At 51.2% G+C, this 24,755-nt stretch carries 21 protein-coding genes, 4 tRNA genes and 1 other annotated feature; of the genes, 5 read left to right on the top strand and 20 right to left on the bottom strand.

Going from position 1 to position 24,755, the window contains the following annotated elements; translation table 11 throughout:
* Nucleotides 1-140 precede the first annotated feature (140 nt).
* Nucleotides 141-1,685 (top strand): YfcC family protein, encoded by a 1,545-nt coding sequence (locus tag OCH80_RS01830; protein WP_404537437.1) that lies wholly within the window; start codon nt 141-143, stop codon nt 1,683-1,685.
* Nucleotides 1,686-1,746: 61 nt separating this feature from the next.
* Here the strand turns inward: OCH80_RS01830 and OCH80_RS01825 are convergent, their stop codons facing one another.
* A complete protein-coding gene (locus tag OCH80_RS01825; protein ID WP_206988912.1) occupies nt 1,747-1,935 on the bottom strand; it encodes a hypothetical protein in 189 nt (62 codons plus the stop codon).
* A 484-nt stretch (nt 1,936-2,419) separates the two neighbouring features.
* Here OCH80_RS01825 and OCH80_RS01820 point away from each other — a divergent pair, with 484 nt between their 5' ends.
* Nucleotides 2,420-2,977: an NUDIX domain-containing protein gene (locus tag OCH80_RS01820; protein WP_404537435.1), complete on the top strand. Its 558-nt coding sequence runs from the start codon at nt 2,420-2,422 to the stop codon at nt 2,975-2,977.
* Between the two features lie 42 nt (nt 2,978-3,019).
* Here OCH80_RS01820 and OCH80_RS01815 read toward each other — a convergent pair whose 3' ends face one another.
* From OCH80_RS01815 to OCH80_RS01805, 3 genes are all read right to left on the bottom strand, one after another.
* On the bottom strand, nt 3,020-3,178 hold the full coding sequence (locus tag OCH80_RS01815; RefSeq protein WP_404537433.1) for a hypothetical protein: 159 nt from the start codon (nt 3,176-3,178) through the stop codon (nt 3,020-3,022).
* The gene (locus OCH80_RS01810) at nt 3,168-3,794 is read right to left on the bottom strand and encodes a DsbA family oxidoreductase (protein WP_404537431.1); all 627 of its coding nucleotides are present in this window, start codon (nt 3,792-3,794) and stop codon (nt 3,168-3,170) included. The genes OCH80_RS01815 and OCH80_RS01810 overlap by 11 nt, the downstream gene beginning before the upstream one ends.
* A 119-nt stretch (nt 3,795-3,913) precedes the next feature.
* Nucleotides 3,914-4,969 carry a hypothetical protein gene (locus OCH80_RS01805; protein WP_404537429.1) on the bottom strand — a complete coding sequence of 352 codons (1,056 nt, stop codon included), beginning with the start codon at nt 4,967-4,969 and terminating at the stop codon, nt 3,914-3,916.
* A gap of 180 nt (nt 4,970-5,149) precedes the next feature.
* On the opposite strand from OCH80_RS01805, the gene OCH80_RS01800 reads away from it, so the two are divergent.
* On the top strand, nt 5,150-5,809 hold the full coding sequence (locus OCH80_RS01800; RefSeq protein WP_404537427.1) for an NUDIX domain-containing protein: 660 nt from the start codon (nt 5,150-5,152) through the stop codon (nt 5,807-5,809).
* 419 nt (nt 5,810-6,228) lie between these two features.
* Nucleotides 6,229-6,466 (bottom strand) — a binding site (T-box leader).
* Between the two features lie 279 nt (nt 6,467-6,745).
* Here the strand turns inward: OCH80_RS01800 and OCH80_RS01795 are convergent.
* The 3 genes from OCH80_RS01795 to abc-f form a co-directional block, all read right to left on the bottom strand.
* Nucleotides 6,746-9,346, bottom strand: coding sequence for an ABC transporter permease (locus tag OCH80_RS01795; RefSeq protein WP_404537425.1), 2,601 nt, complete (start codon nt 9,344-9,346; stop codon nt 6,746-6,748).
* Between the two features lie 15 nt (nt 9,347-9,361).
* The gene (locus tag OCH80_RS01790) at nt 9,362-10,063 is read right to left on the bottom strand and encodes an ABC transporter ATP-binding protein (RefSeq protein ID WP_404537423.1); all 702 of its coding nucleotides are present in this window, start codon (nt 10,061-10,063) and stop codon (nt 9,362-9,364) included.
* Between the two features lie 95 nt (nt 10,064-10,158).
* On the bottom strand, nt 10,159-11,667 hold the full coding sequence (gene abc-f / locus OCH80_RS01785; protein WP_404537421.1) for a ribosomal protection-like ABC-F family protein: 1,509 nt from the start codon (nt 11,665-11,667) through the stop codon (nt 10,159-10,161).
* A gap of 387 nt (nt 11,668-12,054) precedes the next feature.
* On the opposite strand from abc-f, the gene bsh reads away from it, so the two are divergent.
* A complete protein-coding gene (bsh, locus tag OCH80_RS01780; RefSeq protein ID WP_404537419.1) occupies nt 12,055-13,029 on the top strand; it encodes a choloylglycine hydrolase in 975 nt (324 codons plus the stop codon).
* A 154-nt stretch (nt 13,030-13,183) separates the two neighbouring features.
* Here the strand turns inward: bsh and OCH80_RS01775 are convergent, their stop codons facing one another.
* The 7 genes from OCH80_RS01775 to OCH80_RS01745 form a co-directional block, all read right to left on the bottom strand.
* Nucleotides 13,184-14,821, bottom strand: coding sequence for an ATP-binding protein (locus tag OCH80_RS01775; protein ID WP_404537417.1), 1,638 nt, complete (start codon nt 14,819-14,821; stop codon nt 13,184-13,186).
* Nucleotides 14,821-15,501, bottom strand: coding sequence for a response regulator transcription factor (locus tag OCH80_RS01770; protein ID WP_302188142.1), 681 nt, complete (start codon nt 15,499-15,501; stop codon nt 14,821-14,823). The genes OCH80_RS01775 and OCH80_RS01770 overlap by 1 nt, the downstream gene beginning before the upstream one ends.
* A 121-nt stretch (nt 15,502-15,622) precedes the next feature.
* Nucleotides 15,623-16,261, bottom strand: a complete 639-nt coding sequence (gene phoU, locus OCH80_RS01765) for a phosphate signaling complex protein PhoU (protein WP_404537414.1) — start codon at nt 16,259-16,261, stop codon at nt 15,623-15,625.
* Nucleotides 16,261-17,028 (bottom strand): phosphate ABC transporter ATP-binding protein PstB, encoded by a 768-nt coding sequence (gene pstB, locus OCH80_RS01760; protein ID WP_404537412.1) that lies wholly within the window; start codon nt 17,026-17,028, stop codon nt 16,261-16,263. Before pstB ends, phoU begins: the two co-directional genes overlap by 1 nt.
* Nucleotides 17,029-17,031: 3 nt before the next feature.
* Nucleotides 17,032-17,907, bottom strand: coding sequence for a phosphate ABC transporter permease PstA (gene pstA / locus OCH80_RS01755; protein ID WP_404537410.1), 876 nt, complete (start codon nt 17,905-17,907; stop codon nt 17,032-17,034).
* Between the two features lie 2 nt (nt 17,908-17,909).
* Complete coding sequence (gene pstC, locus OCH80_RS01750) at nt 17,910-18,818, bottom strand: phosphate ABC transporter permease subunit PstC (RefSeq protein ID WP_404537408.1); 909 nt, start codon at nt 18,816-18,818, stop codon at nt 17,910-17,912.
* Nucleotides 18,819-18,837: 19 nt separating this feature from the next.
* Entirely contained in the window at nt 18,838-19,722 is an 885-nt protein-coding gene (locus OCH80_RS01745) for a phosphate ABC transporter substrate-binding protein (protein WP_404537406.1), read from the bottom strand.
* 270 nt (nt 19,723-19,992) lie between these two features.
* Here OCH80_RS01745 and OCH80_RS01740 point away from each other — a divergent pair, with 270 nt between their 5' ends.
* Nucleotides 19,993-21,954 carry an EAL domain-containing protein gene (locus tag OCH80_RS01740; protein WP_404537404.1) on the top strand — a complete coding sequence of 654 codons (1,962 nt, stop codon included), beginning with the start codon at nt 19,993-19,995 and terminating at the stop codon, nt 21,952-21,954.
* 50 nt (nt 21,955-22,004) lie between these two features.
* Here OCH80_RS01740 and OCH80_RS01735 read toward each other — a convergent pair whose 3' ends face one another.
* The 6 genes from OCH80_RS01735 to OCH80_RS01710 all read right to left on the bottom strand — a co-directional run bounded on the left by OCH80_RS01735 (nt 22,005) and on the right by OCH80_RS01710 (nt 24,697).
* Nucleotides 22,005-22,247 carry a hypothetical protein gene (locus tag OCH80_RS01735; RefSeq protein WP_404537402.1) on the bottom strand — a complete coding sequence of 81 codons (243 nt, stop codon included), beginning with the start codon at nt 22,245-22,247 and terminating at the stop codon, nt 22,005-22,007.
* Nucleotides 22,248-22,337: 90 nt separating this feature from the next.
* Nucleotides 22,338-23,957, bottom strand: a complete 1,620-nt coding sequence (locus OCH80_RS01730) for a peptide ABC transporter substrate-binding protein (RefSeq protein ID WP_404537400.1) — start codon at nt 23,955-23,957, stop codon at nt 22,338-22,340.
* A 357-nt stretch (nt 23,958-24,314) separates the two neighbouring features.
* Nucleotides 24,315-24,399: transfer RNA gene (locus tag OCH80_RS01725), tRNA-Leu, on the bottom strand.
* A gap of 37 nt (nt 24,400-24,436) precedes the next feature.
* Nucleotides 24,437-24,507 (bottom strand) — tRNA-Cys (locus OCH80_RS01720).
* Between the two features lie 32 nt (nt 24,508-24,539).
* A tRNA-His gene (locus OCH80_RS01715) sits at nt 24,540-24,612 on the bottom strand.
* Nucleotides 24,613-24,626: 14 nt separating this feature from the next.
* Nucleotides 24,627-24,697, bottom strand: a tRNA-Trp gene (locus tag OCH80_RS01710).
* Nucleotides 24,698-24,755 lie beyond the last annotated feature (58 nt).

Below are 24,755 nucleotides of genomic sequence, written 5' to 3'. Positions count from 1 at the left end.
GGGCTTTTTTTAATGCAAAGTGAGTTTTTTAGTAAACTAGCCTTAGGCTTTTATGAAAGCGCTTGCTTTGCTGGCAGATTTACTCCTACAATACAGGTAGAGCAATTGTGATGCAAATGAATGTTAAGGGAGTGAAAATCATGAGTACCGTTAAGCAACAAGTAAAAAAGAAAAAACATGAATTTCCGACCGCCTATTCCGTGATCATCATCGTCTTGGTCCTGGTCCAGATACTGACCTTCTTCATCCCAGCCGGCAACTACGCGACCGTGGCCTACGACTCATCCAGCAAGGACTTCGCGATCACTTCACCGACTGGCAAGGTCACCCATGAGCCGGCCAGCCAGCAGACCTTGGACAAGTACAAGGTCAAGATCGATGCCGGCAAGCTGGTCGACGGGACCATCTACAAGCCGGTTGCTATCCCGGATTCCTACCGGCGGATCAAAGTCAAGAAGCCAAGCCTCTGGGGCGCCGTCAAGCAGTTTTTGACCGCGCAGGTCAACGGGATTGCTGATTCAATCGACATAATTACCTTTATCCTGATCCTGGGCGGGATCATCGGGGTGGTTTACGCCAACGGGGCCATCAATTCAGGGATGCAGGCCTTGTCTGAGCACATTAAGGGCAAGCAGGTGCTGTTGATCGTCATCGTGATGGGCTTGATTGCTTTAGGCGGGACGACTTTTGGTCTGGCTGAAGAAACGATGGCCTTCTACCCCATGCTGATTCCAGTCTTCTTGGCCGCGGGCTACGATACGATGACCGTGGTTGCCACCATCTTCTTAGGCACCAGCCTGGGGACGCTGGCATCGACGATCAACCCCTTCTCAACGGTGATTGCCTCCAACACTGCCGGGGTCAACTTCGCCAGAGCCCTGCCGCTAAGAATCGGCATGCTGCTGGTCACCGTCCTCGTCGGCATGATCTACACCATCATCTATGCTGAAAAAGTGCGCAAGGATCCTGCCAAGTCATTGGTCTATGACCAATATGAAGAAAACAAGCAAAAATACCTGGCCTTTGACAACGACAAACAAAAGAGCAGGTTCACCCTGCGTCAAAAGCTGACCCTGCTCACCTTCGTGGCCGGCTTCCTGGTCATGATCTGGGGCGTGCAGAGCAAGGGCTGGTACTTTACGGAAATTGCTGTCGTCTTCCTGGCCGTCTCCTACTTGCTGTTCGTCGTCTCTGGCTTGTCTGAGCACAAGTTTATGGCCAGCTTCGTCAGCGGGGCCGCTGACCTGCTTGGCGTAGCCCTGACCGTTGGCTTGGCCAGAGCGGTTTCCATCGTCATGGATGAAAGCCACACCAGCGACACGATCATGTACTTCTTCAGCAAGCAGATTACGGGGATGAACAAGCTGGCCTTTGTCTGGGTCCTCTTCCTGATCTACATCGTCTTAGGCTTCTTCATCCAGTCTTCTTCCGGCCTGGCCGTCCTGTCCATGCCAATCATGGCCCCATTGGCCAACGTCGTGGGCGTTGACCGCGCCAGTGTCATTGATGCCTACAACTGGGGTCAGGGCTATATCAGCCTGATTGCCCCGGTTGGCCTGATCTTGATGTCCCTGGCCATGGTCAACATCGGCTTTGACAAATGGTGGAAGTTCGTCTGGAAGCTGCTGCTGCTCGAGTTCTTCGTCTGTCTGCTCTTCCTGGGCATCGGATTACTGGTCTACTAACAATCTATATGCAAAAAAGGCCTGCCGGCAATGCCGGCAGGTCTTTTGGCTTGAAGCAGGACTACTCTTTCAGATGGTGGATCAACAGCGCTGCCGCCCCTAATGCCAAGAGGCACTCGCGCTTAAGATGGTGGTGATGGTGGACCGGTTCTGATCCATCTCTAGGCAATTTCTTGGAAATAGTAATGACTTTGTCGTTACCAATGGAGCTTCTCCACAAAACCCGTTCATTTCTCTTGTGATAAAACATGACGTTTACCTCCATAAGTTAAATTACAATAATTTTCGCGAAAAACGAAAAAAGAAAGATAAAATAACCAGCACAAACAATAAACGATCATTCTTGCCTAAAGCCAGCACAATCAGTCCTGTCTTCAAAGTAGATTATAGCAAATGAATTAAGCTGCATGGCCTTTTCCAGAGCATTTTAAACAGATCGCAACTTTTGTCTTTTGGCCAATTCATGTTCCACAAGTTGGCAGATTGACGAAAGTCGCCTTTTCAGCCTGCCAAACTCCTTGTCTTCTCTAGCTTTAAAGCATTTTTGCAAAAAAGCGCAGCCTTGGTGCACAAATTTTCAACAAGCTGGTCAGCCTAGCAGAAAACTTGACTTTTAGCCATTATTTGCGCTACTGATGTAACCGGTTAACTGCCGGCTTTTGTTTCACGCGGCGGTCGAAAATTAGGCTTTTTCAGCAGATGGTGCTAAACTAATGAGCAATCGGAGGCATAAGATGGAAATTCTGGACATAGTTGACCAAGCCGGCATCCCCGTCGGCAAAATGATTGAACGAAATGAAGCCCACCGGATCGGCGCCTGGCACCGCTGCGCGTCCGTCTGGATCGTGAAAAGGAGTGCTGGCAAGTGGCAAGTCCTGCTGCAAAAGCGGACCCTGACCAAGGATTCTTATCCTGGCTGCTATGACACCTCTTCCGCGGGCCACATCGATGCCGGGGACGCGCCACTGGACACGATCATCAGAGAATTGGGCGAAGAGCTGGGCATCCACGCCAAGCCCGCGGACTTCGTTTTTATTGGCACCTTTCACAACTGCTACACAAAAGTCTTTCACGGCGCCGTCTTCAAGAACAACGAGGTCTCCTTTGTCCATGTCTACCAAAAGCCGGTGGACATCCAGGACCTGCACCTGCAAAAAGAAGAGGTTTCCGCCGTTCGCTGGTTTGACCTGGATGAAGTCTGGGAGAAGGCGATTAGCCAGGACTCCCGCTTTTGCACGCCAGTTGGCGGCCTGAAGCTGCTGCGCGCCTACCTGCAAAAGCAGGCAAAATAAAAAAGCGGCCGTCTCATGTGTTGAGACGGCCGCTTTTTTGCATTAGCCCTTATCGTTTTTCGGGGCAGCCAGCATTTTCTGGTGGTCAGCCAGGCTGCAGCCATCAGGCCCGCAAGCCATGCCGCCAGCTTCGCCTAAGCCAGGCAAATTTTGAAAGACTGCTTGCCTTTGCTTGTTTTCTTCCTTTTGCTTAGTCATCATTTGCTCCTTCCATAGCCAAGACCTGCCGCAAGGCGCTGACGAACAGTTCTTTTGGCTGAGCGCCATTGATGGCGTACTTGCCGTTGATCACAAAGAACGGTACGCCGGAAACGCCGGATTGCATGGCAGCTGCTTCATCGTTGCGCACTTCTTGTTCATAAGCGTCAGAATTCAAGACTGCCTCAACGGCTGCTGGGTCAAGACCAGCCGCGGCGGCTGCCTCCTTCAGGACGTCATGATCCGCGATTTCAGCACCTTTGACAAAATAGAGCTTGTAAAAGTCATTGACCAGGCGATTAGCGGCGGCTTGCCCATACTTATCCTTAGCCAGCTTGATCAGGCGGTGGGCATCCATCGTTGAGACATGCTTGACCTGGGACAGGTTGATTGCCAGTCCATCCCCGCGAGCCATGTCTTCAATCGCACGGGCGCGTTGGCCCAAGGCCTTTTCCCCCTTTTCTGAGCTCGTCTTTGGGGCTTCTGGGTCCAGCTCATAGGCCAGAAATTCCATTGGCGTCTCATCCGCAATCCCAACTTCGGCAAGCGCCTGCTTCATCCGGTTGGCCCCGATATAGCAGAAGGGGCAGGCAATATCAGACCAGTACATTATTTCCATTTAATTTCACGCTTTCTAGCAGCCGCGAGCGGCTATTTTTACTTACTTTTTGTAACCGGCTTTAGTTTAGCTGATTCTGCCCCATTTGCCAAAGAATCTGCTCACGAATTTGAAAAAAGCTATTCCATCCGCCAAATGCTGAGATCGACCTTGCGGCCAGCAGCCTCGTCCAGGGTCTTGGCCCAAATCTGCAGGGTCTGGTCGTCGGCATACCAGACTTCATGGCTGCCGTAGCTGAAGTGCATGGCCCCGCTGGCTTTGTCCCTGACGGGCTTGGCCTTTTTTCGCTTGATCAGCTTTTTGACGTCACTGGTCGTCAATGACGTTACGTCGGTGCCGTCCGCTGTGCCAAAGTCAAAGCCGCCGTTGGACAAGGCATATGACACCTTGCCCAGGCTTTCAAAGCTCTTGACTGTCTTGACCAGGAACTTCCGATTGGCCTTTGGGCCGGGAGCTGAGCCAAAGCCATACAGGTTGTAGCACATGACCACGTATTCTGGTCCTTTGACCAGGCTGATCTTCTTGACTGGCGTTGACGGCTCAAGGACTACCCGCAGCTTGAGCTGCTCTTTCTGGCAAAGCGACCACAGTTCTTTCTCAAACACGGCAAACTTCTTCCACAGGCCAGTATCACCGCGGATCTGCTCATAGTCCATTTCCACGCCGTCAAACTGGTGCTTCTTGGCCAAGGCCACGATCTCCCTGGCTTGCTGCTTGGCCCGGGCCTTGCTGGACAAAAGGGCGGATACCAAATCGGTTGACTTGTCCTCAGTCCGCGTGTCGTTGACCACGGTCATGTAGACCGGCGTCTGCTTCGTGGCGGAATTTGCCCGCAGCTGCTTGAGCAGCTTCTTGGCTCCGTCAGTCAAAAAGAGCTGGTCATTCTTGTTCTCGTCGTAAATCGCGGCAAAATCGCCAACCCCGTCAACGCTGTCCGCGTGCTGCTCAATCGTCTTGATTGGTCCGTTTACGTCCCAGTAGACCGTCCAGTAGAAAAGCTTCCGTCCCTGACTCAGTCTGCCCATGGCTGAATTATCGCTTACCTGCCGCTTGCTTGCCTTGCTGCTCTTTGGGCTTGAGCTCTTTGGCTCCTGCTTGGCGGTGCAGCCAGCCAAAGTCAGCCAAGCCAGGCTAGCAGCCGCGATTTTAATTGCCTTCTTAATTCCTTTGCTCATGCTTCACATCCGTTCCTGAATTAGTTTTTCTTATATTATGATTTTCATCGCACAAGTTTAAGCTATCATCCAAATTTTGACCGGTCAAGGCAAGTAGAAAGACTGTAACCGAACTTTAATTTGGCAGACTATGGGCGGCCATCCTGCGCTACAATTAACTTATCAACTAGGAGGGAAATTATGGAACCACAAATCAATCGCGACAAAAGCCGCCTGCTGGCCGATACCAAGTTTATCAAGCTCTACGATCTGGAATACCAAGACGGCACCCACTACTATGACGCTTCACGGCGCGGGCCGGAAGAACTCTTTGCCTACAAGCCGGCTGCAGAACTGACCACGGCCCCGCCGGACGCGGCCAGCGCCTTCGTGATCATTGAATTGCCCAATGAAGCACCCAAGCTGCTGCTTTTTTACGAATTCCGCTACCCAACTGGCTCATACATGCTGGGCGTCCCAGCTGGCCTGATCGATCCCGCCGACTTTCAGGGACCAGACCCGGTCAAACGCGCGATGATCCGCGAAATCAAAGAAGAAACCGGCATTACGGTTACGAGCAAGGACACGGTTGAGGTCATCAGCCCTTGCGTCTTCACGACCCCTGGCTTCAGCGACGAAAGCAACGCCCTTGTCAAAGCCATCATCCACCTGGATGACCTGTCCTCACTTAACCACAAGGGGGCTGAAGGGACGGAAGTCTTTGGCGACTTCCGCCTGGTCGCCCGAAAAGCAGCCATGGACTTGCTTAAAGCCGGACGGGATGAGACTGGCCACTACCTGCCCCTGATCACTTGGGCTGCCCTGACCTACTTCGTCAGCGGCTTATGGCAGGAAATATAGGAGCAAAAGAATTTAAAGCATATTAAACAAGAAATGCAGCCGCGGCGCGGCTGCATTTTTGAATTATGGAGTTGATTGACTGATGCTTGACATCTGTTTCGAAATTAGTTGATTAAGAGATTTTATAAAAGGACACAAAGCTTAAAGTAAAAGCTTAATGATTTGAAATGAAAAGTTAGAATATTAAATTAAAGTATAAAAGATAAATAGATTGGTAAGATATTATGGACAATCAACATGATTTGTTGCAAAACGGTTGACAGAGATATTTTTTCAGGCAAAAGCCAGCTAAGTCTTTTTCTTTTTCCTTAAATCACATACACACTAAATTCTTGCTACAAAAGACTGATTCTGCTCACGCAGCTGCAGCCGTTCTTCCTTAACTGAAAAGAAAAAGCGCCCCATTGGATCGACTGATCCAATAGGGCGTCATTAACGCGGTACCACCTATTTTCGCTGGAAAAAATCCAGCCTGCGCGTGCGGCGGGACAAGCTCCCGCGATACGCTGCCGCTGTAAAGGGCGGTCCCTGAAGCCGCTCAAGCTCGCGGCTTCAACTCAAAGGTGATCTTCACTTGTGTCAGGCCATTCCCTCGCACCAACCGGGAACTCTCTGCAGGCCCTTCGCCCAAGCTACTTTCCTTCTCAAAGTTAAGTCATCTTCAGCTGTATGTTTAATATTCTAGTGCAAAATCAGCTGACGTCAAGGCTAAATTAAGAAAAAGTTAGATTTTTTTAAGAGTGCAAGCCCAGCCAAGCAGTCAGAATCATCCCGGCAATAATGGCAATGATAATGGTCCAGTAGACCAAATCCGGATTTTCAGGCTTTTGTAATTTGATTCGCGTCATTTTTCCCGCCTCCTATTGCATTTCTTATGTTAAGACTTGCACGTTAAATGCAAAGGAAGCTTCAGATTAAATCAATGTAAAGTTCTGCCTAGTCAACCGACTTCAAGGCCTCAAGCATGTCCACCTTCTGCAAAGTCCGATCGACCCAGAGACAGAGCAGGCAAAGGATCAGGATGATCGCCCCAATTGGGGCCAGGTAGACAAAGAGGTCCACCCGCGGGTTGAACATAATCTGGCTTGAGCCAATGACCTGCAAGATCAAGCGGTGCATCCCCCTGCCCAGGATAATTCCCGCGATGATGCCGGCCAGAGACAATGCGATCGTTTCCCGGTAGATGTACATCGTCACCTCGTGATTGTGGAAGCCCAAGACCTTGATGGTCGACAATTCCCGGATCCGTTCAGCGACATTGATATTGGTCAGGTTGTACAAGATGACGACCGCCAGCATGACTGACAAGAGGCTGAGCACGATCATCACCGTCTGCAGGGAATTGACCACCTGCTTTAGCGTCTTGACTTGGGACTGGTTTTGCAAAACTGCCCCGCAAGCCGCCAGCTTCAGGCAACTGGCCGCGAACTGGCTGATCTTTTGGCCGGACCTGGTCTTCAAATCCACCAGGCTGGCATTGCTCTGATACTTCTTCCCAGTTGCTTTTTCATAATAATCAGCCGACATGTAGATTGCATGGCCAGCGTACATTTCACAGACAGCCGCGACCTTGATTTTTGCTGCTTGCCCATTGATCTTGACCCGCATCGCGTCGCCTGGCTTGACTTGGGCCAGGCTGGCCAGCTTCTCAGAAACAACGGCGCCGTTCTTGGTCAGCTGGAGCTGCTTGCCGCTGGTCCGCTCATCCAGCTTGACCAAGCCGCCCAGCTGCTTGTCCTGGCTGACGATCAAGGAGACTGCCTGCGCTTCATCGCTCCCCTGCACCTTTTCCTGCAATTGGTAAAAAGCAACCGGGAGCTTGCGCTCAACATCATTTGACGCCAGCTTGGCCTTCAGCTCTTTTTGCGCTTTCTGGCTGGCCTGGGGATTCTTCACCACCAGCAGGTCATAGCGGAGCAATTGGCCAAACTGGCGGTCCGCGATGCCGGAGATCGACGAGCGGATGCCCAGGCCGGTGAACAAGAGAGCTACCGATCCGGCCACGCCAAAGATGGTCATCAGCATTCGCTGCTTGTAGCGAAAAATGTTTCTGGCCGTCACCTTGCCGTTAAAGGACAGGCGGCGCCAGAGCGGCTTAATCCGCTCCAGCAGGATCTTGGACCCGGCCACTGGTGCTTTTGGCAAAAGCAGGCTGGCCGGCTGCTCGGCCAATTCCCGCCGGGCCACCCACAAGCTGGGCAGGACGGCAGTCGCCAGCCCGGCGGCCAAGGTAAAGAGCACGAGGGACAAGTGCAGCTTCAAGGGCACCTGGTCAATGACGCTGCCCATGCAGACGATCCTTAAAATGATCGGCGAGATAAAGTAGTTGCCCAGCAGAATTCCCAGGACTGACCCAGTGGTGCTGGCCACCAAGCCATAGATGATGAACTTCTGGATCACGTCGCGCTTGTTGTAGCCCAGAGCCCGAAAGATGCCGGCATTCTGCCGTTCTTCATCGACAAAGCGGGTCATCGTGGTCAAGACGACCAGGGCTGCGACCAGGTAAAGCACGACTGGGAAGACGTTGGAGACGGCCGCGACGGAGCTGATTTCACTGACAAAGTTCTGATACCCTTCCCCGCCTGGCAAGCTGGCTCTGGTATAGACTTGATAGCTGGGCTTGGGCCATTTGGCCATTTGCTTTCTGGCGGCCTGAATCTTGGCCAGGCCGGCCTGCAGCTGCTTCAGTTGCTTTTTGGTCACTTGTCCGCCCTGCTGCTGGTAAAGCGCCAGCTGGGCCTGCTGCTTCTTGAGGCTGCTTTCCTGCCGGTCCAGCTTTTGCCCGGTCTGCTTCTTCATAGACTGCAAGCGCTGATCCCCATTGTCCGCCAAGAGCTTGGTCAAACCGGCCTGCTTCTGGCTGACCGCTTTTGCGTAAGCCTTGCTGGCAAAAGAGTCTTGCCTTAAAGATGAATAGCGCAGGCGGGCCAGGTTGGCTGGGCCGGCGAAATTGCTTTTTGCCACGTAAGCATAGGCCTCCAGCTGGCCAGTCCCGGAACTGGCCGTGCCCATGGTCTCCTGGCTCCAGATCTCCCCAGACTTGACAAAGGCCACGATCTTGAACTTGGTCCGCTTGAGCTGACTGCCATTCGCCTTTGCCAGTTCAAGCGTCTGCCCCAGGCGGTATTTGCCCTTCAGGTTGCTTGACAGGGCAAGCTCGCTCTTTTTAAGCGGCTTTTTCCCTTGCACCAGCTGAAACTGGCTGCTGGCAGCCGGCATGGAAAACAGGCGCACCGCCTGGCTGCTGTTCTTGATCGCTGCATCGGCAAAACAGGCAAATTCGCTTTTGGCCCCTTTGACCGCGCGCAGTTCCGCCTCGTCTTCTTTGGAAAAGCCATAGTCGCTGATCACGAACAGGTCAGCCAGCCGGCTTTGCCGCACGTACTCCTGCCCGGCCTGCTCCATGTTTGGCGCGGTAGCCTTAAGGCCAACCAAGGCCATGGCGCCGATCATCAAAAGGCACGCAATCGACAAGAAGCGGCCCTTCGACTTGGCAAAAGCCAGGAAAACGTTCTTCCAATACTTCTTCTTGCGCATCTTTGCCACCTGCCTTTAGTACTCCAAAGTCTTGATGTCCTGGGGCTTTGGATTGACCGTGATCTTGTCCACGGTCGCGTCCCGCAAGTGAATGACCCGGTCAGCGATTGGCGCTAAAGCGCCGTTGTGGGTCACGATGATGACCGTGGCGCCTTTCTTGCGGGACATGTCCTGGAGCAGCTGCAAGACCTGCTTGCCTGTTTCATAATCCAGGGCCCCGGTCGGCTCATCGCACAGGAGGAGCTTGGGCTGCTTGGCCACTGCCCGGGCAATCGCCACCCGCTGCTGCTCCCCGCCCGACAATTGGGCAGGGAAGTTGTCCATCCGCTCTTTCAAGCCAACGTCAGCCAAAATCTGGCCAGGGTCCAAGGGCTGCTCGCTGATTTCCACGGCCAGCTCCACGTTCTCCCTGGCGGTCAGGTTGGCAATCAGGTTGTAGAACTGAAAGACGAAGCCAATGTCCCGGCGGCGGAATTCGGTCCGTTGGTAGTCGTTAAAATTTGCCAGATCCGTGCCGTCGATCACGACCTGGCCTTCATCAAAAGTGTCCATTCCGCCCAGAACGTTGAGCAGAGTCGACTTGCCCGCCCCAGAAGAGCCCAGGATGATGACCAGTTCGCCCTTGTTGATGGAAAAATTGATGTCCCGGTTGGCCTCAATCACGTTTTCTCCCATCCGGTAGCGCTTGTAGAGCCGCTTGACTTCGATGTATGCCATTTTCCTCACCTGCTTTGAATAGATTATGCCAAAAAGCAAACGAGCATTTTGTCTGCTAACTCAATTATAGAATACAAGCGCTTTCAGCAAAAAGATTAAGCTTCAGGCAAATGCACGATCTGGCTGGCAACCGCTTGAAGCAAAGCCTGGTCGTGGTCGACCAGCAGCATGGCTGGCTGCTGCTCCTGCAATAGCTTGACCAGCTGGTCTTGGTTGAACAAATCCAGGTAATTTGCCGGCTCATCCCACAGGTAGAGGTTGGCCTCTTCAACCAGTGACTTGGCCAAGGCCACCCGCTTTTTTTGCCCTTGGCTCAGCTCTTGCAAGGGCAGATTAAAGCTTTCTCTGGCAAAGCCCAGCTTCCTGAGCTGGTTTAACAGGGCCGAGTAGCTCAGATGCATCTTCTTGGCAAAAGCGGGCAAGCTGCCAGTAAAGTCCAGGCTGTCCTGGCTCAAATAGCTGATCTTGAGCCCGCTGGCCAGTTCCAGGCGGCCAGTCCGGTCAACCAGCGGCTGTTCAGCGAGGATTTCCTTGAACAGGGTTGACTTGCCAGAGCCATTTGGACCAACCAGGGCGATGACCCCCTGCTTTTTGACCTGCAGGGACAAATCCGTGAACAGGTCCTTGCCCGCGATCCGCAAGCTTAGGTGCTCAATCTCCAGCAGCTTTTGATGATAGTCCGGCACGAAATTCAGGTCCAAGGCCGGGGTCTTTTCAATGTTGGCCAGCAGGCCCTGTTTTTCCGCCAGCTGGTCCTCTTTGCGGCGGGCCACGTTCCTTGACCGCTTCATGACTTTGGCCGCCCGCTTGGACAAAAAGCCCTTGTCCCTCAGCTCGGCCTTCTCCGCCGCCGTAGCCCCTTTCTTGACCCTGACTCCCCGCTCAGCCTGATTGGCAAAGGCTGCCAGCCGCTTTTGGCTGCGGTCCAGTTCCTTGATCTCCCGGCGCAGCTTGCGGTCCTTGGCCTGGTTGAAGCCGTCCCGGTCCTTCTTGGTCTGCTCGTATCCGGCAAAGTCATCCCGGTAGAGGTGCACCTGCTGGTTCTCAAGGGCCAGCACGTGGTCGCTGACCTGATTCAAAAAGGCACGGTCATGGCTGACGACGATGTAGCCCTGCTTGGCCGCGCGCAGATACTGGGCCACCTGCTGGCGGCTGGCCAGGTCCAGGTGGTTGTTGGGCTCATCCAAGAGCACGAAGGCATCGGGCTCGCTGAAGCAAGCCGCCAGCAAAAGCTTGCTGCGCTCGCCCCCGCTCAAGCTGGCAAATGGCTGCCAGAGCAGGCCGGCATCCAGGCCCAGCTTGCCCAGCTCTTTTTCCACGCGCCACTGGGTCAGATTCCGCCCCTCCCGCAGGGCATTCCAAGCCAAATCATCCGGATGCCGCACGGTCAATGGATAATAGCTGCAAGCCACGCTGGTCCTGACCGCCGGCAAATCGCCCAAGCAGCCAGCAATGATTTTCAGCAGGGTGGTCTTCCCCCGGCCATTGCGGCCAACTAAGGCCAGCTTCCAGGATGTATCAAGATTAACGGTTAAACCGGCGAACAGATTTTCAGCTTGGTCTGGATATGCAAAAGTCAGCTGATTGATTGAAACTGTTGGCATATAAACCTCCAGCAAAGAAAAAAGTCCGCACTTATCCAAGTACAGACTTCTGCTGGAACAGTCCCACAGGTCCAATCTTGCATAAGTGCATAGTACCCCCTTGAAAAAACAGTTCTGTCAAAATGGCAGTGCCTATTTAATTCAAGCAACGACTATGAAATAGCAAGATTAGAAACGCAATGGAACCCCTTCTTTCCTGATTTATCTGCTGTCAATGTAGCAGTTTTCGCCAGCCGCGTCAATCCCTTGGGAAATTATTAATTATCTTTTATGGATCGTAGGAAAAATTTAGAAAAACTATGCTTAACAAGTCAATATTGAGGAACTACAATAGTCAGTGAAAAGGAATTCATCAAATGTATTACTTTTAGGGAGGTTATTGATAAGATGTGTACTGCAATCACTTTTGCTACTAAAGACCACTATTTTGGCCGCAATTTGGACCTGGACTTCTCATACAACGAAACGGTGACCATCACCCCGCGGAACTTCAAGTTTCCAATGCGCAAGGTGGACGATTTAAGCAGCCACTACGCTATGATCGGGATGGCAACCGTCGTTGAAGACTATCCGCTTTACTATGACGCCATCAATGAGGCAGGCTTGGGCATGGCTGGCTTGAACTTCCCAGACAACGCCCACTACTTCGCCGACATTGACGGCAAGAACAACATTGCTTCATTTGAGATGATTCCTTACATCTTGGGGCAAGCCAAGACCGTTGACGAAGCCAAGAAGCTTTTGGAAAACATGAGCGTTTCCGCTGAAGTCTTCTCAGCTGATTTTCCAACTGCTACCCTGCACTGGATCATCGCTGACAAGGAAAAGAGCATCGTCGTTGAGTCAACCAAGGAAGGCTTGAACGTCTACGACAACCCGGTTGGCGTCATGACCAACAACCCGCCATTCCCAATTCAAATGTACGACTTGAATGACTACTACGCCATCTCAGCCCACCCGCTTGAGCACAAGTTTGGCAATGGGGTCAGCCTGCACGAGTACTCCCGCGGGATGGCTGGCTTAGGCCTGCCAGGCGACTTGTCCAGCAAGTCCCGCTTCGTCCGCGCCGTCTTTACTAAGTACAACAGCATGTGCGATGACGATGAGCTCAGCTCAATCAACCAGTTCTTCAAGATCCTGGGCTCAGTCGAGCAAGTCAAGGGCTTGTGCGAAGTCACCCCAGGCAAGTACGAATACACGATCTACTCATCCTGCATGAACCAGGACAAGGGCATCTTCTACTACACGACCTACGGCAATTCAGACATTCACGCCATCGACATGCACAAGGTTGACTTGGATGGCGACAAGCTGTCAATCTATAAGTTGAACAAAAAGCTGTCTGTCTCCTACGACAACTAATGTACGCGAACCGCTTTCAGTAGCAAACGACAATCATGATCAGCCAAGCAGATTAGTCGAGCAAATATAAGTAGCGTTATTGAAAACGGCATAACAGCAGAAAATCAGCAACAAAAAAGCCAAGCAAAACAATTTTGCTTGGCTTTTCTTATGCCTACTGGCGCGTGATTGGGAAGGTGGCCGTAAAGACCGAGCCCTTGCCCAACTCGCTGAACAGCTTGATTGAGCCATGGCACTGCTCAGTCGCGTGCTTGACGATCGACAAGCCCAGACCGGTCCCGCCAGTCTTGCGGCTGTGGCTCTTGTCAACCCGGTAGAAGCGCTCAAAGATCCGCTGCTGGGCTTCGGCGGGCACGCCAATCCCGTTGTCCGCAACCTCTAAAACCGCGTGTCCGTCCCGCTCGCCAACCGTCACTTTGACATGGCCGCCTGGCTTGTTGTAGCGAATGGCATTGTCAATCAGGTTATAGGCGATCTCATACAGCAGGCGGAAGTTGGCTGTGACGTAAACCGAATTCAGCTTAGCCACCAGCGTCACGTTGTGGCGTTCAAAGGAGCTCTGCAAGGCATCAATTGCCTCTTGAGCCGGCCCTTTCAAGTCGATCCGCCGTTCTTCAACCTGTTGCATTTCATCAAGGTGGGACAAGCGGATGATATCATCAATCAAGGTCAGCAGCTGCGAAGATGAAGCATGGATCTTCTGGTAGAACTTGTCCTTGTCTTCCTCTTTAACCAGGTGATTTTCCAGCAGCTCCGCCGAGCCCATGATTGACTGCAGCGGCGTCTTCAGCTCGTGGGAGACGTTCGCCGTAAATTCACGGCGGATCTGAGCTTCATGGTATTCTTCAGTCACGTCCACGACCAGGATTGAAGTCCCCTTAAGGACTTTCCGGCTGGTAATTGGACTGGCGCTGACCTGGATGCTGCGGCCATGACGCTTAATAATCCCTTCAGCATGCTCAGTCCGGTTGTTCTTGTTGACGATCTTTTTCACGTCTTCAGGCAGCTTGGAGTTGTCATCCAAGTCCAGCAAGGTCATTACGGCAGGATTTGACAGCAGAATCTTGTCATCCAAGTCAATCAGGATCAGCCCTTCCTGCATGGCATCAGTGACCGTCTTGAACTCCTTCTCACGGTGGTGGAGCTGCTCCATCTGGTCGGAGATCTGCTTGTTCTGACTGTCAAGGCGCGTGAGCAAAGGCTTGATTTCCTCGTAATTGGAGCTTTCCAGCGGGTGGTCCAGATCCAGGCTGTTCAATGGCTCCACGATCGTCTTAGAGATCTTCTTGCCCAAGAGCCAGGAGATGCCCGTGGCCCCAAGCAAGATGATCAAGAGTGGAGAAATCAGGTGCAGCAAGGCCAGCAGCATCGTATTCCGCGTCATTGCCACGCGGATGACGCTGCCATCCTTAAGGCGCTCGGCATAATAATGGGTCACGGTCGACAGCGTGGTGCTGAAGCGCTCGCTCTCGCCCTTCCCCTTCTTCATGGCCTCCGCCACTTCCTTGCGATGGGAGTGATTGCCCATCTTCTTGGGGTTCTCTTCATTATCAAAGAGGACTTTCCCATCCTTGGCAATCCACGTGACCCGGTAGTTTTCTCCCTTCAATTCCTTCAAGTACTTGACTCCGCCGGCACTGACCCCAGCCGCGGCCAGGTCAGCCTGTGAAGTCAAGGTGCCAACCTCAGTATTGTCAAAATCAATGCTCAAGGATAATACGCTTAAGGCAACGGACACCAGCAGAACCAGAGTCGTTGATGCGAAGATTGCCCGAAAAATTCTTTTAAACATTAATTCCCTTCATGGTAGCGATAACCGACACCCCGCACCGTCTCGATATGCTTGCCAGCCTCACCCAATTTCTGTCTCAAGGTTCTTACGTGAACGTCGACCGTGCGGGTTTCACCGTAAAAACCAGTTTCCCAGATCTGATCCATGATCTCCTCCCGGGAAAAGACAGTCTCTGGATGGGTGATCAAGAGCTTTAGCAAGCCGTATTCCTTCAAGGTCAGCTCAATTTCCTCGCCATCAACAAAAACTTCATGGCGCTTGAGCAGGATCTTGATCCCATCTCTCTCGATTCTGTCCTTTTCCTCGCGGCGCTGGGTTCTTCTCAGAACCGCCTTGACCCGTGAGACCATTTCCATCATCCCGAAAGGCTTGGTCAGATAGTCGTCGGCACCGGAATCCAGGTTCTTGACCTTGTCATATTCCGCCGTTTTCGCGCTGGCGATAATCACTGGCAGTTCCTTAGTCGCGGAATTGCCGCGGATCCGGCGCAAAATGTCGCTGCCGTCTTCATCGGGCAGCATCAAGTCCAAGATTACCAAGTCCGGCTTCTTTTCTTTCAATGCCTTGAAGAAGGATTCCCCATCCTCAAAGCCCCGTGTCTTAAAATTCATCGTCTGGAGAGTATACATTTCAATTTCACGGATGCTCTCATCGTCTTCGACACACCAAATTTCTAACATAAATAAAAACCCCTTAATCTATCTGTCACGTTTAATTATAGTTTAGTCCCTATCCTTTGACTATGACGGATAATTAAGAGGTTTGTAAAATCTAGGTTAAATTTGGCGGCTCAGACCTAATCTATCTGCCAGACTTGCCAGTCTCCACGAACTTGGCCCAGCGGGCAATGTTGACCGCGTGGTCGCCAATCTTTTCAAAGTATTTGGCAACCATCAAGAGATTCAGCAAGTATTCTGGATTGCCATCTTCTTTGAAGCTCTTGATCAGCGTTTCCTTGGCTTGGTCAAACAGACCGTCAACCTGGTCATCGCGGCGAATGACCGTGTCCGCCAAGTCCTTGTCGGTCTTTACCAAAGACGTAATGGAGTCATTGACCATCTCTGCCGCGATCTGCGACATTTCCTTGAGGTTGATCATGTCATTGGCAACTGACATGTGGTCATTAATAACCATTTCCGAGATGTCAGCCGCGATTTCCCCAATTCTTTCCAAGTCATAGACAGCCTTCAATGAAGCGGAAATCACCCGCAGGTCGGTCGCGACTGGCTGCTGCTGCATCAACAGGCGCAGGCAGCTGTCCTCAATCTCCCGCTCATTTTTGTGAATCCGGTGGTACAAGTTAATGGAATCCTTAGCTTCATGGGCATCCCCAGTAAACAAAGTATCCGTCGTTTCCGTGATGGTGTCCTTGCACAATTGGCCAATTTCGACCATCGCCTTGTGCAATTCATCCAACTCGTCATCAAATCTAGTTCTCATTATCCGAACCTCCCCGTAATGTACTTTTCAGTGCGTTCATCCTTAGGCATAGAGAAGATTTGGTCAGTGTCGCCAAATTCAACCAGATCCCCTAAAAGGAAGAAGCCGGTTTGGTCGGAAATACGTACGGCTTGCTGCATGTTGTGGGTAACGATGACAATCGTGTACTTTTCCTTCAACTGCATGGCCAGTTCTTCAATCTTAGAGGTAGAAATTGGGTCTAAGGCTGAGGTTGGTTCGTCCATCAGCAAGACTTCTGGCTTCACGGCCAAAGCCCGGGCGATGCAGAGTCTTTGCTGCTGACCGCCTGACAGACCCAAGGCTGACTTCTTCAGCCGGTCCTTCAAGTCATCCCAAATAGCTGCTTGCTTTAAGGAAGTTTCAACGATTTCATCCAGTTCCTTCTTGTCGGTAATCCCATGAATCCGCGGTCCATAAGCGACATTGTCGTAGACGCTCATTGGGAATGGGTTTGGCCGCTGGAAGACCATGCCGACTCTTTGCCGCAATACAGTCACGTCCATGCTGCCCTTGTAGATGTCTTCACCGTCAAGCTTGACCCCGCCTTCAATGCGGCAGCCTTCGACCAGGTCGTTCATTCTGTTCAAGCAGCGAAGCAAGGTTGACTTACCACACCCTGAAGGTCCGATGAAAGCCGTAATCTTATTCTTCTTGATGTGCATGTTGACGTCATGCAAAGCATGAAAGTCACCGTAGTAAAGATTGAGCTTTTCAATCGTAAACTTGTCTTTTTCTTGTTCAGCCATTTTTTAGTTTCCTCCATTATTGCGCTTGCGCATTTTGTCTGAGATGTGGCGAGTTGCCAAAGTAAAGAGCAGGGCGAGCAGAACCAGGACTGCTGAAGTAAAGTTGGCAATTTGCGTGGCATCTTTGTTCAAGGCCCCTTCGGTTCTCATTACCCAGATGTGCAGTGAGAGAGTTTCACCAGCTCTGAATGGGTTCAGCGGTGAAGTTGGTGAGGTAACCTTCCAGAAGTTTTGCCAGTTGACGTAAGTTGACTGCCCAGAAGTGTACAGCAGAGCAGCGGCTTCACCAAAGCCACGCCCGGCGGCCATGATGACCCCAGTCAGGATCTGCGGCATGGCTGCTGGAATCAGCACTTTTCTGATGGTTTCTGACTTAGTCGCGCCCAGGCCCAGGGAACCTTCCTTGTATTCCACCGGCAAGGCCCGGATGGCGTTGTTGGTTTCAGTAGTGATCAGAGGAATAGAAAGAATTGAAATCGTCAAGGCACCGGCCAGGATATTCCAGGACATCCCGGTCCACATGATGAAGGCCAAGTAGCCAAACAAGCCGATAACGATAGATGGCAGGGATGATAATGATTCGATACTGATTTCAAAGATCGTTAGGAACTTGCCTTCCTTGGCGTATTCGGCCAGGTAAACCCCGGCCCCGATGCCGATTGGCACTGAGACCAGCAGTGAGAGGAAAACTAAGTAAATAGTGTTGAAAAACTGGTTGAAAATCCCGTTGCCGGCTGCTCCCAAGAAGTCCCACTGGAAGCCTTTCAAGCCGTCAAAGATGATGGTCAGCGTTAAGTAGAGCAGGAAGGCCAGCATAATCCAGCCGATGGCGTAGAAGATTCCCGTCATCAGCCGGTCTTTTCTTTTAGCACGGCTCATATTTATTTTTCCTTCTTTCCATTGCCAAGTTTGTGAATCAAGACGATCAAAACAATTGAGATGATGAAGAGCAAGAGGGCCATTGACCACAAAGCCAGGTTGTATTCCCCGCCCTGGGCCGTGTTACCCATGTCAGCGGCAATTGCACTGGTCAGGTTGCTGGTTGGTGACAAGAGACTGGTCGCGAAGGACCGGGTCTTACCGATAACCATGGCTACGGCTAAAGCTTCACCGATGGCCCGGGCCAGCCCCAAGACCACCCCGGTCAAGATACCGCCGGAAGCGGCTGGAAGAACGACCTTGCCGATCGTTTGCCAGCGCGTCGCGCCCAAACCGTAAGCCCCTTCCCGGTAGCTCTTAGGCACGGACTTGATCGCGTCAGCTGAAACCGTGGTAATCGTTGGGAAAATCATGATGGCCAGAACAATTGAGGCGGCCAGGACTGAGAAACCGCCCATCTTTGGGTGGAAGGCGTTTCTGATTAAAGGAACCAGCTTGGTCAAGCCAAACCAGCCGTAAACAACGGATGGGATGCTGACGTAGATTTCGGTTGCCGGCCGGAAGAACTTTTCACCGATTTTTGGTGAAATTTCCGTCATGAAAACGGCTGAGCCGATCGCGAACGGCAGGCAGATGAGCAAACCCAGCAAGCAGGTTTCCAGGGAACCAACGATGTAAATGGCAGCCCCGACTTTTCCCCCGAACATGCCGGTCTTGTCAAGCGGTGCCCAGTCACTGGTAAACAGGAACTCCCAAACGCTGTGGTGCGCCTTAAGGAAGGTCTGGCTGCCTTGGTAGAGCAGGAAGGCCCCCATCAAAAGGGTCAAAGCAACGATCAAGAGGCCGCAGGCGACGTAGACCGCGCGCCAGCGTTTGTCTTTGGCAATTGCTTTTTGAACTACTTTGTCCATAATGCCTTATTTCTCCTTCTTACTTAGTATGGGTGGCTTTAGCGGCAGCCGTCAGCTTGGAGGCTACGCCGTAACCCATGGCTTCGATCTTCTTGCCATATTCCTCGCTGAGCATCTGCTGCAAGAATGCCTTGGCCGCACCCTTTGGCTGGCCTTTAGTGTACATGTGCTCATAGCTCCAAACCGTATACTTGCCATTGTAGACATTCTTCAGGCTTGGCTTAACACCGTTGATTGACACGATGCCGACTTGCGGGTCACCAGTCAAGTAGGACAGGGAAACGTAGCCGATTGAGCCGGAAACACTTTGGATCATTTGGATCAAAGTACCTGAGTCGTCAGTTTCCAGAGACTGGTTTGACTGGCTAGCGTGCTTCTTCAAAGCGTATTGCTCAAAAGTTGCCCGGGTACCTGATGAAGATGGTCTGGAAACCAGGACGATCTGACAGTCATTGCCGCCAACCTGCTTCCAGTTGGTCACCTTGCCGGTAAAAACTTTGATCAACTGTTCAGTGGTCAGGTTCTTGACCCCGGCATCCTTGTTAATGATCGGGGCGATGGCGGTAATGGCCACTTGGTGGTCAACCAGCTTGCTGGCTGACTTCTTGTCCAGCTTTTCTTCCGCGAGCAAGTCTGAGTCCCCGATGTCGATGGTGCCGTCAGAAACCTGCTGCAGGCCTTGGCCTGACCCACCCCCGTTAGTGTTGATGACACTGTCCGGGTTCTTGTCCATGAAAGTCTTGGCCGCGGTCTGCGCTAAAGGCAGAAGGGCAGATGACCCGGCGATGTTAACTGTCCCGGAAACTCCCTTGGTATCGGCTTCGGAGCTGCCGATGACGCAGCCGGTGACGATTGCCAGCAAAACAAGCGCAACGATGGCGACTTTGTTTTTTTTGCGTGACATGTTAATTCCTCCTTGAATTCTTACTGATTCAATCTTAATGGAGGCAAGTTAAATGCATTCAGTGATGATTGTTAAATCAATGTAAAATGCTAAATTTTGTTTAAGCCAAGCCGCTTTCCTAACAGAATTACAAAGTTTTCGCAAGGCTCCCCTTTACTTTTTCAGTTTATTTTAAATACCGATTTAACATCCGCTATGGCCAGAAATATATGCTAAAATCTATGTGTAAGCAGTTTTATTAATTAAAGATATTATTCCTAGGATGGACACATGCTAGCCTGGTTTACAACCTTTTATGCCCGCAACCACACTTTTCTCCTGCAGGCATTTTTTATCGCATTAATTACTGATCAGTTATTCTTTAAAGAGGAAAGCATCCCCAAACGGATTGTCAAAAGCCTGGGAGCCTTCCTGCTCTCTTTAAACACATCCATGATCATGACCGTCTTCCTTTACCAGAAGCTAAGCCCCCTGCTCAGCCTTAATGCCTTAAGCGACTTTCTTCTGGCAACTGGATTGATCCTCTTGACCCTGATCCCAGTCATTTTCCTTTATCAGCGGCTAATTAACAAGAAACTGTCCATAGCTGTCTTCACTTACTGTCAATTTGTCATCGCCGCTGAAATTTCATCCCTCTTGGCCAATCAAAACTGGCAATGGGACTTTTTCACCATTATCTTAACTCTCTGTCTCTACTTTCTTTTTAAAAAAGAAATCCGCTACATCAGCCAGGAGCAGACCGTCATCACGGAAGACAGCCGCTTCTTCTGGTCCACTGTCCTCTGCATAATCCTGGTCGTCGCCCAGGCGGAATTTCCCCGCATGTTCCTTAATGGCAGCAACTCGGCGGTCCCAACGCCAATCGCCTACGTGGTCAGCTTTTTAGCGATTATTTCCTGCATCATGTATGTTGTCTTCATGAAATTCAACATCTTCAGCGTTACCCGCTATGAAAGCTACTTGAAGAAATATGATGATGATCAGCTGACTGGGGCCAAAAGCCTCCACTATTTCATGGAGCATTACGAGGAAAGCCTCAAGCAGTTTGACCAAAAACAGGAGCTGACCATTTTTTACAGCTCCCTGGTCAACCTGCATGACTACAACTTAACTAACGGTTACCAGGACGGCAGCAATCTCTTAAAATTTATCTGCCAGCAGCTGCAAGAGCAGTTTCCGAAGTCAATAATTTCCCGCAATGGCGCCCACTTCATCGGCATTATTGAAAAGCAAGACGAAGACAATTTTTCCAAGATCATTAAAGCAGTTGCGGCCCGCAGCACTGGCGAAACTTTACTCTTCAAGGTTGGCTTAGCTCCCTTCAAGCCCAGCCGGCATCTTTTGCGCCGCCAGCGCAATACTGAGCTGCTGCATGGACTCGACCAGGCAGCCAGCGCCCTTCACTCAATCAAGCTGAAAAATGCCTCTATCGGCTACTATGATGACCAGCTGGCCAAGGCGGATGAAATCCGGGTCCATGTTCTGAGCGAGATCGACCAGGCCTGCCGCGACAACTGGCTCAAGATCTACTACCAGCCCTTGATCGACATCCAAAACATGAAGCTGGCTGAATGTGAGGCCCTGTCGCGCTGGATTGACCCCAAATACGGCTTCCTGTCTCCAGACAAGTTTATCCCTGCCCTGGAGGCCAACCGGGAAGTCTACAAGGTTGACTGCCACGTTTTAGAGGGCTATGGGCAAGACGCTGAGTTTTTACGGGAAAAGGGAAAAGAAATCTTCCCCATCAGCTTCAACATTTCCAGAACAGACCTGGAAGCCTGCAATATTTACCAAAAGATCGAAGACACAGTTGCTCGTTACGGGCTCAGCCGCGATCAAGTACACATCGAAATTACCGAAAGTGCCCTTAATGACAGCAGCCAGGCTATGGTTGAAGCCGTTCAGCACTTCCATGACCTGGGCTACCAGGTTTGGATGGACGACTTTGGCAGTGGCTATTCCAGCTTGAATGTTTTGAAGGACTATCACTTCGACGTGATCAAGATTGACATGGTCTTCCTCAGAAGATTTGATGACCGGTCCAAGACGATTGTCCGCAATATCTGCCAGATGGCCAAGGAATTAGGGATCAGAACCGTCTGTGAAGGGGTTGAGACTCAAGAACAGTTTGACTTCCTCAAAGAAGCCGGCTGCAACCTGGCCCAGGGCTTCCTCTTCAGCCCGCCTGTTCCTTTAGCTGACCTTTACAAAAAAATGGCGCCATATTTATAGGCAGAAGAAAACCGCTAGTCGCGTGACTAGCGGTTTTAGTTTGTCAATTTTTACTTGCCAGCCGAGCCAGCAATCGCTACAAAGCAGATTAAGGCAATGATCATTAGGAGCCAGAGCACGATCTGCCAGATCAGGGCCAGGGTAATCCAGCCTTGCATCTTCTCTAACTGTTCATCTTTTCGCTTGATAAAAAGGTAAATTGCCGGCACCAGACCGAAGATTGGCCAAATGTAGGCAGCAACCAGCAGAATGATCAGCCAGACATTGTAGACAAAAGAATTTGAGTCCTTCATTTTTTGCTCCCCCCTCTTTGCAAAAAGCTCTTAAATCTGCCTTCAGTTTAGCAAAAGCGAACCCTTTTGACAATCGTTCTACTTGTTCTTTTACTGTAAGTAGGCATATTCGAAGTAGTAGCTGCCGTTGTAGATCAAGCCCTTGACCTTTGCGTTCAGCATCCAGGCACTGCCGGACTGAACCAGCGGCGTTACCCCCTGGTCGGTCATCAAGATGTTTTCTGCCTTGGCCAAAAGCTGCATCCGCTGGCTAGATGAAGTAACGGTCTTAGATTTGGCGATCAGCTGGTCATACTGCTTGTTTGACCACTTACCGGAGTTGTAGCCGTTAGTTGAGGTCATGCAGTCTAAGAATGAAATCGGGTCAGCGAAGTCAGCATTCCAGCCGCTGACGCAGGCTTCAAAATTGCTGCTGTCCATCTTGGCAAACTGGGACTTGGTCGGCAGGCTCTGCACCTTGACGGAGACTTGCTTGCCAAAAGCTGTTTCCAAGGCACTCTGGATGTATTCACCAATCGCCTTTGAGCTGTCGTCATCAGCCGTCAGCAAAGTAAAGGATAATTTCTTCAGCTGCAAGTCCTTGAGGGCCTCCTTAAAGGTCTTCTGAGCCAATTTCTTGTGGTAGCTGGTGATTTGTTTGGTCGTCTTGTCCTGGGCCAGCTGGGTGAAGTCCTGCCCGTCCACCTTGGTCATATCAGCCGCGGTAAAGGTCGTCGCGCCGGTAAAGCCGCCGCCCAGAGTCTTGGCCAGGGCCTTCCGGTCCAAAGCCATGGAAACTGCTTGACGAAGCTTAGTACTCTTAAATTTAGCCAGCTTGGTGTTGAACTGCATGTAAGTCGTGCCGTTGTTCTTTCTGATCACGTAGCCGGCCTGCTTTTGCAGGTTCTTGGCTGCCTGGGCGCTCAAAATTGCCGTATCCAGCTTGCCGTCCTGGTAAAGGTTGTAGGCCGTTGACGGTGACTTTTCAACCATGAAGTTAATCTGGGAGAGTTTGACGGCTGATTTGTTCCAGTAGTTCTTGTTCTTGACCATCTTCCAGGACAGGTTGGCTCCGGTCCAGCCTTTTTGGACAAAGGGGCCGTTAAAGACCGTGGTCTTAGAAGAAGTACCGTACTTGCTGCCATATTTTTCAACTACAGTTTGATTTTCCGGGAAAAAGACCGGGAAGGCCAGCAAGAGCTTGAAATAAGGCAGCTTGTGGTCTAATTTAACCTGCAGCTTGTACTTACCAAGAGCTTTGACGCCCAGGCTGGCCGGGGCTTTTTTGCCTGCCACGATCGCGTCCGCGTTCTTAATGCCGGAGAAGATATAGCTGTATTGAGACGCGGTCTTGGGATTAACCGTCCGCTGCCAGGAGTAGACGAAGTCTTTAGCAGTAACTGCCTGCCCGTTGGACCACTTGCCGTCTTTCCGTAAATCAAAAGTCCAGGTCAGACCGTCCTTGCTTTGGGCAGCCTTAGTCGCCAGGGATTCCTTGGCCTGGTTGTCCTTGTCTAATTGATACAGGCCTTCCATGGTGTTTTCCATCTGGGTGAAAGAAGTCGCGTCCGTCGCCTTCGACGGATCCATAGTGATGATTTCTGCCGATGTCATCCAGTTCAATACCTGCTTCTCACTTGCCCCCTTGCTTTGCCCGCAAGCCGTCAAAAGTGCCCCAGAAAACAAAACAGCAGCACCAGCCAATAAAGATTTTCCCTTGTTCAATTCCAATACCTCGCATAAACAATTAACAGTTTCCAGTTAACGATGCCATTGGCGCGAACAGAAAAATCTTACAGCCGTGCTGCTTACAGATTATTCAAGAATTTTGCTTAAGAGCAAAAGCATGACAAATATCGGCTCGCCTTACCAACGACACCGCCAAGCCTGCAAGTATTTACTCTAGCTTGAGTCATGCTCTTGCTCCTTTCTAATTAAATCGTTCTTCCTAATATGCTTACTATACTAGCACGCTTTCACTTTTATGCAAGCCTTTTGGACAAAAAGAGGATAAAAAGAGGCTTTTTTCATTACTTTTCTGCAAATGAACGCAAAAAAAGAGCGGCTCCTCAGAGTCGCTCTAAATTATAGCGGTGATCGGGGTCGAACCGATACGTCCGTAATGGACACCAGATTTTGAGTCTGACGCGTCTGCCAATTCCGCCACACCGCCATATTTACTTTTCAGCTCGCTTGGCTTACCAAGCTCAAGGCGGGGATCGGAGTCGAACCGACGATTAAGGTTTTGCAGACCTCTGCCTTACCACTTGGCTACACCGCCACGAATATTCTTTTGTTGTGCTGATGCACTAGGGCGGAATGTGGGAATCGAACCCACGTATGCTGGATCCACAAACCAGTGTGTTAACCACTTCACCAATTCCGCCATATTCAGTTTAACAGGGATAGTAGGAATTGAACCCACACTAGCGGTTTTGGAGACCGATGTACTACCTTTATACTATATCCCTATTATGGAGGAAAGTGGATTCGAACCACCGAACTCAGAGAGAGCGGTTTTACAGACCG

Origin of the sequence: Lactobacillus sp. 23-2, assembly GCF_044902225.1 — a bacterium.
GTDB classification, from domain to species: Bacteria; Bacillota; Bacilli; order Lactobacillales; family Lactobacillaceae; genus Lactobacillus; species Lactobacillus absianus.
Note: the sequence above shows the minus strand (reverse complement) of the source record. Positions and strands in the feature narration are given on the sequence as shown.

Coding starts and splice junctions, on each gene's coding strand:
- OCH80_RS01830 (WP_404537437.1), top strand. CDS start 141: ATGAGTACCGTTAAGCAACAAGTAAAAAAGAAAAAACATGAATTTCCG.
- OCH80_RS01825 (WP_206988912.1), bottom strand. CDS start 1,935: ATGTTTTATCACAAGAGAAATGAACGGGTTTTGTGGAGAAGCTCCATT.
- OCH80_RS01820 (WP_404537435.1), top strand. CDS start 2,420: ATGGAAATTCTGGACATAGTTGACCAAGCCGGCATCCCCGTCGGCAAA.
- OCH80_RS01815 (WP_404537433.1), bottom strand. CDS start 3,178: ATGATGACTAAGCAAAAGGAAGAAAACAAGCAAAGGCAAGCAGTCTTT.
- OCH80_RS01810 (WP_404537431.1), bottom strand. CDS start 3,794: ATGGAAATAATGTACTGGTCTGATATTGCCTGCCCCTTCTGCTATATC.
- OCH80_RS01805 (WP_404537429.1), bottom strand. CDS start 4,969: ATGAGCAAAGGAATTAAGAAGGCAATTAAAATCGCGGCTGCTAGCCTG.
- OCH80_RS01800 (WP_404537427.1), top strand. CDS start 5,150: ATGGAACCACAAATCAATCGCGACAAAAGCCGCCTGCTGGCCGATACC.
- OCH80_RS01795 (WP_404537425.1), bottom strand. CDS start 9,346: ATGCGCAAGAAGAAGTATTGGAAGAACGTTTTCCTGGCTTTTGCCAAG.
- OCH80_RS01790 (WP_404537423.1), bottom strand. CDS start 10,063: ATGGCATACATCGAAGTCAAGCGGCTCTACAAGCGCTACCGGATGGGA.
- abc-f (WP_404537421.1), bottom strand. CDS start 11,667: ATGCCAACAGTTTCAATCAATCAGCTGACTTTTGCATATCCAGACCAA.
- bsh (WP_404537419.1), top strand. CDS start 12,055: ATGTGTACTGCAATCACTTTTGCTACTAAAGACCACTATTTTGGCCGC.
- OCH80_RS01775 (WP_404537417.1), bottom strand. CDS start 14,821: ATGTTTAAAAGAATTTTTCGGGCAATCTTCGCATCAACGACTCTGGTT.
- OCH80_RS01770 (WP_302188142.1), bottom strand. CDS start 15,501: ATGTTAGAAATTTGGTGTGTCGAAGACGATGAGAGCATCCGTGAAATT.
- phoU (WP_404537414.1), bottom strand. CDS start 16,261: ATGAGAACTAGATTTGATGACGAGTTGGATGAATTGCACAAGGCGATG.
- pstB (WP_404537412.1), bottom strand. CDS start 17,028: ATGGCTGAACAAGAAAAAGACAAGTTTACGATTGAAAAGCTCAATCTT.
- pstA (WP_404537410.1), bottom strand. CDS start 17,907: ATGAGCCGTGCTAAAAGAAAAGACCGGCTGATGACGGGAATCTTCTAC.
- pstC (WP_404537408.1), bottom strand. CDS start 18,818: ATGGACAAAGTAGTTCAAAAAGCAATTGCCAAAGACAAACGCTGGCGC.
- OCH80_RS01745 (WP_404537406.1), bottom strand. CDS start 19,722: ATGTCACGCAAAAAAAACAAAGTCGCCATCGTTGCGCTTGTTTTGCTG.
- OCH80_RS01740 (WP_404537404.1), top strand. CDS start 19,993: ATGCTAGCCTGGTTTACAACCTTTTATGCCCGCAACCACACTTTTCTC.
- OCH80_RS01735 (WP_404537402.1), bottom strand. CDS start 22,247: ATGAAGGACTCAAATTCTTTTGTCTACAATGTCTGGCTGATCATTCTG.